Origin of the sequence: Vibrio sp. 10N.286.46.A8 (assembly GCF_041470165.1) — a bacterium.
GTDB lineage: Bacteria > Pseudomonadota > Gammaproteobacteria > Enterobacterales > Vibrionaceae > Vibrio > Vibrio tasmaniensis_A.
Genome location: NZ_JBFRLX010000071.1, coordinates 37390 through 50584, shown reverse-complemented (window position 1 = coordinate 50584; position 13195 = coordinate 37390). Strand labels below are relative to the sequence as shown.

Sequence of the window (13195 nt, the reverse complement as noted above, 5' to 3'; positions counted from 1 at the left end):
CTGTTACAGTAACGCAAACGTTTTTAACTTCAGAGCTTAACGCTCGAGAATCACAAACTCCATGTTGTGTTTATTTTTCTCGTCCGCTTGATAGGCCTCGCGAAAGCTTAACTTCCAATCTTCACCCCAATCAGGGAATTGCGTGTCGCCATCCACATCAAAATCAATATAAGTCAGATAGAGCTTGTTCGCTTTAGGCAGACAGCTTTCATAAATCGAACCACCACCGATGATCATCACTTCATCAACATCGCTTACTAGCTCTAACGCTTGATCAATTGACGTTACCGTCGTCACACCTTCGATTTCTAAACTTTCATCGCGGCTGATTACGACATTTAATCGGCCAGGTAAAGGGCGACCAATCGAATCATAGGTCTTACGTCCCATCACGACAGGTTTACCCATAGTTGAACGTTTAAACCATGCGAAATCTGCAGGTAAATGCCAAGGCATCTGATTGTCTTTACCAATTACACGGTTGTTCGCCATTGCCGCTATCATGCTGATGATCATAAATCGAAAGTCCTGTCCTTACTTGAAAATGAAGTTGAAGCTAGACGATAGGTCTACGACGGTAGAATAACAGCCCAGGCACTGCTAAGCCAACCGCAAGCCCTGCGATAATGAACATCGATTTCAAAAAGTTCTCCATCAACAATGCCAATAGTTCTGGGTTGTATCCTGCTCGGTTAATCTCAACCATGGCAATCATCGCCTTAAAGGCAAACACGCCAGGGACCATCGGAATCAAGGCTGCAACCGTAAATACTTTCGGGTGTGCTAACAATTTATGCGACCAATGCACCCCTATCATGCCGACCAATGTAGCAGCAAAGAACGTCGCCCATTCAATGGGAATGCCGAAATGCATCATTAAGTAACGGCTACCGTGGCCAATGGATCCTCCGAGAGCACAATAGATCAATGCTCGTTGCGGGACGTTAAACACCAATGCAAAACCAACCGCAGGAATCGCAGCAAAAAACATGTCGTTGAGTAACCCAACAAAAAGTTCAAAAATAGTCATTAGTTCACCCACCCCCATACGTCAGATAGGCTCATCGCTGCGACAATACCTAAGCTTGTAGCCAACGTTAATAAACTGGCCATGGTGAAGCGTGCGAGACCCATATTAATGTGGCCTTTAAGCATATCTGCTACGGAGTTAATCAAAGGAAAACCGGGCACTAGCATCAATACTGACGAAGCCATCACGATAGTGGGTTGACCACCAATATTGTAGAGCACTGCCTGAGCTGAAATGGTGGTGGTGACAAAAGCGGTAATAGCGAAATTTAATAACGGATTGAAATGGCGATGACCAATCTCTTGTCTCACGATCATACCGCAAGCCGAAGCTATAAACGTCATCATAAAGACATGCCAATCTCCGCCAGCAAGACGGCTAAAAGAAGCACACGATAGCCCTATCATTACGACAACTAACCAACGGTTGTAGCGTTCGGGACTGATCCCTTGGATCTTCTTATAAGCTAAATCATAATCAAGAATCCCTTTCTCCATCATGATACACACGCGTTGAATCTCGGTGATAACCTGCATATTAATGCCACGATCAGCACAACTTCGAGTCGTCGTTATGCAATGATCATCCATTACCGTTGTCACAACCAACGCATTGGCTGACAGTGCAACTTCAACTTCATTCACCCCACAAGCAATACCGATACGGCGCATAATGTCACCGACCAATGTGCTCTCGGCGCCATGAGCTAATAACATTTGTCCTGATTGAGCGACTAACCTTGAGATCGCTCTTTGCTTTGATGCCATGATTTCCTTCCCATAGGCGTTAATTATCTAAAGATAAATTTTGCATAAAAAACAGCAAGACGTCATGATTTAGATACAAAAAAACCGCAATTTTCATTGCGGTTTAATAAAACTATCAGCGTATCTTAGAAAAAGCGACCAAAGTGCTTATAAGAAACTACGAGGATTATTAATCACGAACATAGATAACATGACCGTCATCTTCTTCGTCATCCCAATCATCCCAGTCGTCGTCATCTTCAGTAACGACATTCTTACCGGCCATCGCATCTTTATGGTAGTCATCCCACATAAAGTTAACTTTTTCTTCTTCTTCAATTGCTTCAACTTCACGAGGTAGGTTCTCCATGAACTCACCCAGTTTAAAGCAAAGATCTTTGGTACCGATCTTGTTTACAGCAGAGATCTTGAAGTACTCGCCTTCCCAACCTAAAGCTTCGACGATTTCTTGAATCTTTTCGTCAGCTTCTTCTTCAGGCATTAGGTCAACTTTATTGAACACTAACCAACGAGGTTTCTGTGCAACTTTCTCACTGTATTGCTCAAGCTCATCGATGATCGTCAGTGCATTCTGAATAGGATCAGAACCATCGATCGGCAAAATATCGATCATATGCAGAAGAACGCGACAACGCTCAAGGTGCTTCAAGAAACGAATACCAAGACCAGCGCCATCAGCTGCGCCTTCGATCAAGCCAGGGATATCAGCAACAACGAAGCTCTTTTCAGGGACAACACTTACCACACCTAAGCTAGGGATTAGCGTAGTAAACGGGTAATCAGCAACTTTCGGTTTCGCAGCAGATACTGAGCGAATAAAAGTAGATTTACCAGCGTTTGGCAAGCCAAGCATACCAACATCCGCTAATAGAAGAAGCTCTAAACGCAGTTCGCGAACTTCACCTTTAGTACCCATTGTCTTTTGACGAGGAGCACGGTTAACCGACGACTTAAAACGCGTGTTACCAAGACCGTGCCAACCACCTTTACCAACCATGACTTTTTTGCCATGTTCAGCAACTTCAGCAACGATTTCATTAGTGTGGATATCAACAGCACGAGTACCTACAGGTACTTTCATGGTCATATCTTTACCACGCTTACCAGTACAGTTACCACCGCGGCCATTTTCGCCACGCTCTGCATTGTAAAAACGTTGGAAACGGTAATCGATCAGTGTGTTTAAGTTTTCATCCGCTTGGATGTAAACATCACCGCCATCACCGCCATCACCGCCGTCAGGACCACCTTTAGCGACGAATTTTTCGCGCCAAAAGCTTACTGTACCATTACCGCCATCACCGGCTTCTATTTTTACTGATGCTTCATCAACGAATTTCATTTTTTAACTCCGCACTTACGTTGCGTTACCACTCATCAAGGAGTGATATAAATTCTAGCAGATCCGTGTTTAGATCGATCACCTAAGATCTAGATCGATCTGCAACCAAGGAACAAATAAGGAGAGGTTCTTTGCTTTCTGTTTCTTAAAAAACAAACGGCTTCTCAAAACTAAACTGTTTATGAAAAACCAAACTGCTTCTCAAACTAAAGCCAGAGCGTCTACTTTTTTATTCTCGCTATAAATAAAAAACCCTGCCGAATCGGCAGGGCTTTTGAATTCAGCTTGAAAGCTAGTATAAATAATCTAATAAAAGATTAAATTACTCAGCTTCGATGCTTACAAACTTACGGTTTTTAGGACCTTTTACTGCAAATTTCACTTTACCTTCAGTAAGAGCGAAAAGAGTATGGTCTTTACCGATGCCAACGTTTGTGCCAGCGTGGAACTTAGTACCACGTTGACGAACGATGATGTTACCTGCAAGAACAGATTCACCACCAAAACGCTTAACACCAAGACGTTTGCTTTCTGAATCGCGGCCGTTATTAGTAGAACCGCCAGCTTTTTTATGTGCCATTGTTAAACTCTCCTAATACTTAAGCGTTAATGCCAGTGATTTTCACTTCTGTGAACCACTGACGGTGACCAGCTTGCTTACGCGAGTGCTTACGACGACGGAACTTAACGATTTTTACTTTATCGCCACGACCGTGTTGTACTACTTCTGCAGTAACCTTGCCACCTTCAACAAGAGGTGCACCAACAGCGATTTCTTCGCCGTTAGCAACAAGAAGAACTTTATCAAATTCTACAGTTGCACCAGTTTCAACGTCTAATTTCTCTAAACGAAGTGTTTGACCTTCGCTTACTCGGTGTTGTTTGCCACCAGATTGGAAAACAGCGTACATATTTTACTCCGCTTTTTCCGCACAGCCTATGGTTGTTAATTCTACAACTCGGGTGTGCGCTAAACTAATCAATAGGGCGCAGATTCTACGGGAATCATGCCGCTATGACAAGCCATATTTTTAAAATATTGGCGAAAACATGTTCGCCAAAGAAAAGTGCGGCAATGATGCCTTTAAGTGATGTATTAATCAACGTTTTTTAGTGTATTATTCAACAATTAAATACAACGTATAAGCCTTACAGGGTCTAACTTCAGCCGGATGAACAATGGATTTTAAAGCTATCCAAACGCTTACTGCCAATGATATGGCAAAAGTGAATGAAACAATTCAAGCCCAACTTAATTCTGACGTAAGTTTAATCAACCAGCTTGGTTTTTATATCGTTAGTGGTGGTGGCAAACGCCTACGCCCTTTGCTTGCTCTTTTATCAGCTCGTGCACTTGGTTACCAAGGTGAAGCTCACATCACCTCAGCCGCTTTTATCGAGTTTATTCACACAGCGACCCTTCTCCATGATGATGTCGTCGATGAGTCGGACATGAGACGCGGCAAAGCGACAGCCAATGCTGCTTTTGGTAATGCAGCTAGCGTTTTGGTTGGCGATTTTATTTACACCCGCTCATTCCAGATGATGACGACGCTTGGATCTTTAAGGATCCTTGAGCTAATGAGCGAATCAGTAAATGTGATTGCCGAGGGTGAAGTTCAACAATTGATGAACTGTAATAACCCAGACACCACAGAAGAAAGCTACATGCAGGTGATCTATTCAAAGACCGCTCGTTTGTTTGAAGCCGCAACCCAAATCGGCGCGATTCTTACAGAGTCTTCACCTGAGATCGAAACTGCGATGCAAAACTACGGTAAGTACCTAGGAACAGCATTCCAGCTTATTGATGATGTGATGGACTACACCGCTGATGGTAAAGAGATGGGTAAAAATGTTGGTGATGACCTAGCAGAAGGCAAACCGACGTTACCGTTGCTTTACGCAATGCGCAATGGTTCCCCAGACCAAGCAAGCATGATTCGTGAAGCGATTGAAAAAGCTAATGGTATGGAACGTCTCGACGACATTATGTCTGTAATGAAAGAGACTGGCTCGTTAGAGTACACGACCAATAAAGCCTACGAAGAAGCTGATAAAGCCATTGCTGAGCTTTCTATTCTTCCCGAGTCAGAATACAAGCAGGCTTTAACTACGCTAGCTCACCTTGCAGTAAAACGTAGCAAGTAAATAGAGGCTAAGCAGTAAGTAGACAGCTATACAAAAAAAAGAGCCTGTTGGCTCTTTTTTTGATCCTGCTAGATAATACACTGGGTCTCAATAACGACTCGATTCTAACGATAGAGGTAGTTGCGCTTCGATCTCTTCAAGTTCTTCCAACGGAACTGCATATTGCTTATGACTATTGTAAGACTCAAACAACGCGAACTGCTCTTGCTCATCGATAACCAATATCTTGCCCAAGCGACCTAGATAGTTAACATTCATCCCTTTTTGTACTCTAGTCATCGTTCAATACCCTAATTCTTCGTGGTTAGAAAAAGATTACGAGTGGATTGAATACAAGGATCAAAAAAGCCGATCGCAATGATCGGCTTTCGTTAACTGTCGTTTTAGCAGAGTTCAGTTATCTATCGCTTATTTAGCGAATTCAACACCAATCTCAATATCGCCATTTAGCGTTTCTAGCATGCTGTCTAGTGCATTGCGTTCGAAGTCGCTCAGTTCACCGTAGCTAAGAATCGCTTCAGCGCCTTCTTTGCCAAGTTTAACTGGTTGTGCGAAGAATGGTGCGTGCTCGCCTTCACCTTCAACGTAGGCACACTCAATCACGTTCTCTTCGCCTTGAAGTGCTTTCACTAGAGCAAGACCGAAGCGACAAGCCGCTTGACCCATAGATAGGGTCGCACTACCGCCACCCGCTTTAGCTTCTACTACTTCAGTACCCGCGTTTTGGATGCGAGTTGTTAGCGCTGCGATTTCTTCGTCAGTAAACTCAACACCTTCAACTTGAGAAAGCAGAGGAAGGATCGTTACACCTGAGTGACCACCGATAACAGGAACACGAATGTCGCCTGGATCTTTATCTTTCAGTTCAGCAACGAACGTTTCAGAACGAATGACATCAAGAGTAGTAATACCGAATAAACGACGCTTGTCGTAAACGCCCGCTTTCTTAAGTACTTCAGCAGCGATTGGCACTGTTGTATTTACTGGGTTAGTAATGATACCAACACAAGCAGTAGGACAAGTAACGGCAATTTTTTCAGCTAGAGACTTAACAATGCCAGCGTTCACATTGAAAAGATCCGCACGATCCATACCAGGTTTACGAGCAACACCCGCAGAAATAAGCACAACATCCGCACCTTCAAGTGCTGGAGTTGGATCTTCACCCGCGTAACCTTTGATCGAAACAGGCGTTGGGATATGGCTAAGATCGGCAGCAACCCCCGGGGTTACCGGAGCGATGTCGTAAAGTGCAAGATCTGAACCAGCAGGCAGGCGGTTCTTTAGTAGTAGGGCTAGGGCTTGACCGATGCCACCAGCGGCACCAATAACAGCTACTTTCATTGTTATTCTCCTTGAGAGCTTTCTCTTATAGATTCTTTGTAGGGTAATTCTTGAGCTAAATTTAAGTTAAAAAACTATATTAATCACAAAGTGATTACAATCAATTAACGCTAGCTTTGCGACTTCGCGCAAGTCAATAAAACCGTGCTACACAGCAAGTTCGCATTATGGCGATAATCATTTGAAATGACAAAACAACTCGTCTTAAATAACACATTATCCTATTAAATTTTTACAGTGATATGACTAACAAATTACCGTGATATTTTGGCGAGAACTGAATATGTATGCGAGAATATGCAAACATCTTTGTTAATGAATAAGAATGACATATGCGCAATACAGAAAAACAAGACAACTTAGTTCGAGCTTTTAAATCACTACTAAAAGAAGAACGTTTTGGTTCGCAAGGCGAGATTGTCGATGCCCTGAAGCATGAAGGCTTTGAAAGTATCAACCAATCTAAAGTTTCGCGTATGTTAACTAAGTTTGGCGCAGTGCGAACACGCAATGCAAAAATGGAGATGGTTTACTGTCTTCCTGCTGAACTTGGTGTTCCGACGGTTTCAAGCTCTTTAAGAGAGTTAGTGTTAGATATTGACCACAACAATGCATTGGTTGTGATACACACTGGCCCTGGTGCCGCGCAGCTTATTGCTCGCTTATTAGATTCATTAGGTAAGTCAGAAGGCATACTGGGGGTAGTTGCTGGAGATGATACTATCTTCATTACTCCAACCTTATCAGTTACCACTAAGCAACTGTTCGATTCTGTATGCGAACTGTTTGAATACGCAGGATAATTGCTCACAGTTTCATAACTATCAGCCATTACTATTGGATCACAAACACCTATTTAGTTCGTGATCCAAATCACATCCTAAGATATCTATCCCGCCTCTCCCAAAAATCACTAACTCATTGATTTTAAAAAACTCAATAGCAAATCAAACACGAGATCCAACCGTCATTTGTTAGATTTTTTCGCTATATCTTTTAACATTTGAGTAATTTTCTGCCAATTTTTGATATTATTCAGCCACTTTTTCATCACATGGATTGAAAAAGGTGCCGTTTCCAAATAGGAAACTCCAGAAACGACTACACTTGTTTCAGGGTTAATAATGAATAAAGGAAGGGAAATTCATGGCATTTACCAAACTGATTAAAGTTGGGGCTATTGCAGCTGCTGTAATGGGCGCTGGCGCAGTTAACGCTCAAGAGTTCATCACAATTGGTACTGGTTCAGTAACGGGTGTTTATTACCCGACTGGTGGTGCAATTTGTAAGCTAGTGAACAAAGGCCGTAAAGACCACAACATTCGTTGTTCTGTCGAGTCTACTGGCGGTTCAATCTACAACGTTAATACCATCCGTGCTGGTGAACTAGATTTCGGTGTTGTTCAATCGGACTGGCAATACCACGGCTACAACGGTACAAGTAAGTTCAAAGACCAAGGCGAATACAAGAAACTTCGTGCTATGTTCTCTCTACATACAGAACCGTTCAACATCATCGCTCGCACCGATGCAGGTATTAACAATGTTTCAGACCTAGCTGGTAAGCGTGTCAACATTGGTAACCCGGGTTCTGGCGACCGTGCAACGATGGGTGTTGTAATGGACTCTATGGGCTGGACTAACGATAGCTTCAAGCTTGCTTCTGAACTGAAAGGTTCTGAGCGTTCACAAGCACTTTGTGATAACAAGATTGATGCATTCATCTACATGGTTGGTCACCCGAACGGATCAATTAAAGAAGCGACAACGTCTTGTGATGCAAAACTGGTTTCTGCAACAGGTCCACAGATCGACAAGATCGTAGCTGAAAACCCATACTACGCATACAGCACAGTACCTGCTGGTATGTACCGCGGTACAGATGCTGACGTAAATAGCTTCGGTGTTGCTGCAACTATGGTAACAACTTCAGACGTTTCGGATGAAGTAGCATACAACGTTGCTAAAGCAGTATTTGAAAACTTCGCAACATTCAAACGTCTGCACCCAGCATTTGCTAACCTGAAAAAAGAAGACATGGTTAAAGCGGGTATCTCTATCCCTCTTCACCCAGGTGCCGCAAAATACTACAAAGAAGTAGGTCTTCTAAAGTAACTCTACTTTAAGCCTACTAAACCAATAAGGAGGCTAGTCCTCCTTATTGGCTTTTCACGTTTTATAAAAATAATTTAAGTGAAAAGAACAACCCTTTAAGTTTCTCCAATTTGGAGGACTTACCTTCGTATCAAGCCTAAGACAAAGACGAACAAAGAACGCATTTCTCTATCCATTCACTACACTAGATAGGAAAGAAATCACGTTTAGTTGTTCGTAACAAAAGGCAGACCATCAATAATAAGGATAAAGTACATGACGCAGACAACATCACCGTCTCCAGATGTGCAAGAAATGGTGGCACAATCAGATACTGGTGCGCGTAGCCCTCGTGGTATCCAAGGCCGTATTTTATGGTTTGTGCCTCTATGTTGGTCACTGTTCCAACTTTGGTATGCATCTCCGCTGCCATTCATTTTTAACTTCGCAATTTTAAACGACACTGAAGCTCGAGCAATTCACCTTACGTTTGCTATTTTCCTAGCCTTTACCGCTTATCCAGCCATGAAGAATTCGCCTAGGGATCGCATCCCAGCTGTCGACTGGATACTAGCGCTTGTAGGTAGCTTTTCAGCTTCTTATATCTATATTTTCTATACTCAGCTCGCTGAACGCTCGGGTGCACCAACAACATTCGATATTGTTGCGGCCGTATTCGGTATGGTTCTACTGCTTGAGGCAACACGACGCGCTTTAGGTCCACCTCTTATGGTTGTGGCAGCAGTCTTCCTACTTTACACCTTTGGCGGTCCACACATGCCAGACGTTATCGCCCACAAAGGTGCGAGCCTGAACAAGGCAATGTCGCATCTGTGGTTAACAACAGAAGGTGTGTTCGGTGTTGCTCTTGGCGTATCAACGTCATTTGTATTCTTGTTTGTACTGTTTGGTGCAATGCTTGAGCGCGCGGGTGCAGGTGCTTACTTCATCAAAGTGGCATTCTCTCTGCTTGGCCACATGAAGGGCGGCCCAGCGAAAGCAGCCGTTGTAGCATCTGGTTTATCTGGTCTGGTATCAGGTTCTTCGATTGCTAACGTAGTTACCACTGGTACCTTTACTATCCCGCTAATGAAGCGTGTTGGTTTCCCGGGAACAAAAGCGGGTGCAGTAGAAGTCGCAGCTTCAACCAATGGTCAATTAACACCACCGATCATGGGTGCAGCAGCATTCTTGATGGTTGAGTACGTGGGCATCTCTTACGTAGAAGTAATCAAAGCAGCACTACTGCCCGCTCTGATCTCTTACATCGCCCTGATTTACATTGTTCACTTAGAGGCATGTAAAGCAGGTATGACGGGCTTACCTCGTCGTCACACACCAACTATCGTGCAAAGCCTACTCTCTTTCACTGGTACTATCTTAGGCCTATGTGTCATCAGTGCAGCGGTTTACTACGGTGTCGGCTGGACAAAAGATGTCTTTGGCGCTGCAGCCACACCAATTGTGACTGTTGCTCTATTAGTCTCTTATGTCGCTCTGGTTCGTGTTTCTGCTAAATACGCAGCTGAAGGTGGCATGGAAATCGACGAGAACCTAACAGAAGTACCAGATCCAGGCCCAACGATTAAGTCTGGCCTTCACTTCCTACTGCCTATCGTAGTTCTAGTTTGGTGTTTAACGGTTGAACGTTTCTCTCCAGGTCTGTCGGCATTCTGGGCGACCGTGTTCATGATCTTCATTCTGATCACTCAGCGTCCTTTAATGACTCTGATGAACAAATCAGACGATCTCGCAGAACAAACAAAAGCAGGCTTCGTTGATCTAGCAGAGAGCTTAGTTTCAGGCGCACGTAACATGATCGGTATCGGTGTAGCGACAGCTGCAGCTGGTACGGTTGTAGGCGTGGTAACGCTGACAGGTATCGGCCTTGTAATGACCGATTTTGTTGAGTTCATCTCAGGCGGTAGCATCATTCTAATGTTGTTATTCACTGCGGTAATCAGCTTGATCTTAGGTATGGGCTTGCCAACAACGGCGAACTACATCGTTGTATCAACATTGATGGCACCAGTAATTGTTACCTTAGGTGCAGCGCACGGCTTGATCATTCCACTGATTGCGGTTCACTTATTCGTGTTCTACTTCGGTATTCTTGCGGACGATACACCTCCGGTAGGTTTGGCTGCATTTGCGGCCGCTGCAATTGCTAAATCAGACCCGATTCGTACCGGTATTCAAGGTTTTACCTACGATATCCGGACCGCGATATTGCCGTTCATGTTCATCTTCAACACCCAACTACTGTTGATGGGCATTGATTCTTGGTGGCACTTAGCACTGACGATTTTCTCTTCGGTTACTGCGGTACTTATCTTTGCAGCAGCGACACAAGGTTGGTGGTTCACTAAGAACAAGTGGTGGGAAACTATACTGCTTATCGTTCTGACCTTCTCTTTCTTCCGCCCGGGCTTCTGGTGGGACATGATTTATCCAGAGAAAGTTCTTTCACCTGGAGTTGAGATCGCTCAAATCACAGAAAATCTATCTGTGGGACAATCACTTGAATTGAGAGTCGGTGGCGAAAACTTAGAAGGTAACTATTCTGAGAAAACAGTTCGCCTTCCGTTTGAAGATTCTGCGACAACAAGTGAAGACCGCATTGCTTCAATGGGCCTAATGCTGACCCAAGCTGACGACAAGATGATTGTTGATATGGTTGAGTTTGGTAGCCCTGCTGAAGCTGCTGGCATTGACTTTGATTGGGAAATTAAATCCGTTATCCAAGATGCAGAACGACCAATGAAAGAGTGGGTATTCTTACCTGCCCTATTAATTTTGATTGGTTTAGCGATGAACCAAAGAAGGCGTGCTCGTAAGGATGAGATTAGCGCGTAATGGATAGAGCCAAATAGCGCTCTACTCTATTTGGCTTTTTTACTACATGGAAAAGATAATTACAGCGCTTGGTATGTACTCGGCGCTGCTCAAAAAGAGACGAATACATGTATAGACAAATCCTTGTTCCCGTTGATCTGAACGACAAAGGCTTTTCTGATAAAGCGGTCGAGCTAGCGGTATGGCACGCGAAACACAGTAATGCTGAGATCCACATTCTGAACGTATTACCGGGCATCCACATGTCGATGGTAGCGTCTTACTTCCCGAAAGATGCAGCAAACCAAATGAAGCTTGATGTTAAAAATCAGCTGAAAGAATTTGCTGATAAGCATATCGACGACGATGTGATCTATAAAGTTCACGTTGCCGAAGGCAAGGCCTACACAACGATTCTTGATTGCGCAGAGAAACTAGGGGCAGATCTTATCGTGATGCCTAGTCATAAGCGCTCGAAAATCGACAAGGTTGTACTGGGTTCTGTTGCAAGCAAAGTGGTTCAGAACTCACCAATCAATGTATTGGTAGTTAAGCCGCAAGGCTAAATCACTTAATCGACACAACGATCTAAATCTAAAAAGGTTGGCCTAAAAGCCAACCTTTTTTTATTTTGTGCTTGCACCATTCAATTCTTCAATCAACTCACTAAGTTCTGCGGATTACCTGCAACAAACCCATCAATATTATCGATTAAGATATCAGACAGTTTTTGAATTGAACTGTCGCTGCCCCACGCCACATGTGGTGTTAGCAGTAAATTAGGTAAGTGGCTGTTAGCCAATAGTGGATTCGAATTATCTGCAGGTTCTTGTGTAAACACATCCATGCCCGCACCTGCAATCTCATTACTTTTCAAAGCTTCAACTAAGGCCTGCTCATCGACAAGTCCACCACGGCCAGCATTAATTAATACCGCACTTGATTTCATCATGGTTAGCTCTCGCTCTGAAATCAGATTTCGAGTCGCTTCAGTTAATGGACAATGTAAGCTGATCGCATCCGCTTGCTGTAACACCGTATCAAAAGGTAGATACCCTTCTCGACAAGAATCAGCCCCTTTACGCTCAGTAAAGATGACATTCATACCAATCGCTTTTGCTAATATCGCGGTCGCTTGCCCTAAGCTACCACTCCCGATTAAGCCCAATGTACTGCCTGCAACATCTTGAATCGGATGAGTAAAGAAACAGAATTGTTTGTCCTTTTGCCACTCGCCAGCCTCGATATCTTGATGATAACCAACGAGGTTTCGCTTAAGCGTAAACAGCATCGCGATAACATGTTCAGGTACCGATTGAGTCGCGTAGCCTTGCACGTTTGTCACCGCTATGTTGTTACTCTTGCAGTAGCCAACATCGACATTGTTCACACCCGTTGCTGAAACAGCTATTAGCTTAAGTTGTTGTGCTTGAGCCAAATTCGATTCGTTAAGCACGACCTTGTTGGTAATAACAACATCAGCGCCTTCTATTCGTTCAGACACTTGTTCTGGCGAAGTGAAGTCATACTCCACCCACTGATGCTCAAAGCTAAGGGGTTTTAAATGTATTTGAGATGGGATGGTAGCTCGGTCGAGAAAGACCACTTTCAACTTCGGCATTGTACGTCCTT

Annotated in this window: 14 protein-coding genes; 5 read left to right on the top strand and 9 right to left on the bottom strand. The window is 43.8% G+C overall.

Annotation, left to right across the window (positions count from 1 at the left end):
- Window positions 1-36 precede the first annotated feature (36 nt).
- The 6 genes from folA to rplU form a co-directional block, all read right to left on the bottom strand.
- Window positions 37-516: a type 3 dihydrofolate reductase gene (gene folA, locus AB4232_RS08565; protein WP_372086929.1), complete on the bottom strand. Its 480-nt coding sequence runs from the start codon at window positions 514-516 to the stop codon at window positions 37-39.
- A 40-nt stretch (window positions 517-556) separates the two neighbouring features.
- Window positions 557-1030: a threonine/serine exporter family protein gene (locus tag AB4232_RS08560; RefSeq protein ID WP_009847830.1), complete on the bottom strand. Its 474-nt coding sequence runs from the start codon at window positions 1028-1030 to the stop codon at window positions 557-559.
- Window positions 1030-1797: a threonine/serine exporter ThrE family protein gene (locus AB4232_RS08555; RefSeq protein ID WP_004735903.1), complete on the bottom strand. Its 768-nt coding sequence runs from the start codon at window positions 1795-1797 to the stop codon at window positions 1030-1032. Before AB4232_RS08555 ends, AB4232_RS08560 begins: the two co-directional genes overlap by 1 nt.
- Window positions 1798-1966: 169 nt before the next feature.
- A complete protein-coding gene (gene cgtA / locus AB4232_RS08550) occupies window positions 1967-3139 on the bottom strand; it encodes an Obg family GTPase CgtA (RefSeq protein WP_009847831.1) in 1173 nt (390 codons plus the stop codon).
- Between the two features lie 322 nt (window positions 3140-3461).
- Window positions 3462-3719 carry a 50S ribosomal protein L27 gene (gene rpmA / locus AB4232_RS08545; RefSeq protein ID WP_004735905.1) on the bottom strand — a complete coding sequence of 86 codons (258 nt, stop codon included), beginning with the start codon at window positions 3717-3719 and terminating at the stop codon, window positions 3462-3464.
- A 19-nt stretch (window positions 3720-3738) separates the two neighbouring features.
- Window positions 3739-4050, bottom strand: coding sequence for a 50S ribosomal protein L21 (gene rplU / locus AB4232_RS08540; protein ID WP_004740823.1), 312 nt, complete (start codon window positions 4048-4050; stop codon window positions 3739-3741).
- Window positions 4051-4318: 268 nt separating this feature from the next.
- Here rplU and ispB point away from each other — a divergent pair, with 268 nt between their 5' ends.
- A complete protein-coding gene (ispB, locus tag AB4232_RS08535; RefSeq protein WP_304567910.1) occupies window positions 4319-5290 on the top strand; it encodes an octaprenyl diphosphate synthase in 972 nt (323 codons plus the stop codon).
- Between the two features lie 87 nt (window positions 5291-5377).
- Here ispB and AB4232_RS08530 read toward each other — a convergent pair whose 3' ends face one another.
- Together AB4232_RS08530 and mdh are read right to left on the bottom strand one after the other, a co-directional pair.
- A complete protein-coding gene (locus tag AB4232_RS08530) occupies window positions 5378-5569 on the bottom strand; it encodes a hypothetical protein (RefSeq protein ID WP_009847833.1) in 192 nt (63 codons plus the stop codon).
- A gap of 129 nt (window positions 5570-5698) precedes the next feature.
- Window positions 5699-6634, bottom strand: a complete 936-nt coding sequence (mdh, locus tag AB4232_RS08525) for a malate dehydrogenase (protein WP_009847834.1) — start codon at window positions 6632-6634, stop codon at window positions 5699-5701.
- A gap of 332 nt (window positions 6635-6966) precedes the next feature.
- Here mdh and argR point away from each other — a divergent pair, with 332 nt between their 5' ends.
- The 4 genes from argR (at window position 6967) to AB4232_RS08505 (ending at window position 12129) form a co-directional block, all read left to right on the top strand.
- Complete coding sequence (argR, locus tag AB4232_RS08520) at window positions 6967-7437, top strand: transcriptional regulator ArgR (protein WP_004735909.1); 471 nt, start codon at window positions 6967-6969, stop codon at window positions 7435-7437.
- A gap of 343 nt (window positions 7438-7780) precedes the next feature.
- A complete protein-coding gene (locus tag AB4232_RS08515; protein WP_009847835.1) occupies window positions 7781-8749 on the top strand; it encodes a TAXI family TRAP transporter solute-binding subunit in 969 nt (322 codons plus the stop codon).
- A 255-nt stretch (window positions 8750-9004) separates the two neighbouring features.
- The gene (locus AB4232_RS08510) at window positions 9005-11584 is read left to right on the top strand and encodes a TRAP transporter permease (protein WP_009847836.1); all 2580 of its coding nucleotides are present in this window, start codon (window positions 9005-9007) and stop codon (window positions 11582-11584) included.
- A gap of 107 nt (window positions 11585-11691) precedes the next feature.
- Window positions 11692-12129: a universal stress protein gene (locus AB4232_RS08505; RefSeq protein WP_009847837.1), complete on the top strand. Its 438-nt coding sequence runs from the start codon at window positions 11692-11694 to the stop codon at window positions 12127-12129.
- Between the two features lie 92 nt (window positions 12130-12221).
- Here the strand turns inward: AB4232_RS08505 and AB4232_RS08500 are convergent, their stop codons facing one another.
- On the bottom strand, window positions 12222-13184 hold the full coding sequence (locus tag AB4232_RS08500) for a D-2-hydroxyacid dehydrogenase (protein WP_009847838.1): 963 nt from the start codon (window positions 13182-13184) through the stop codon (window positions 12222-12224).
- Window positions 13185-13195 lie beyond the last annotated feature (11 nt).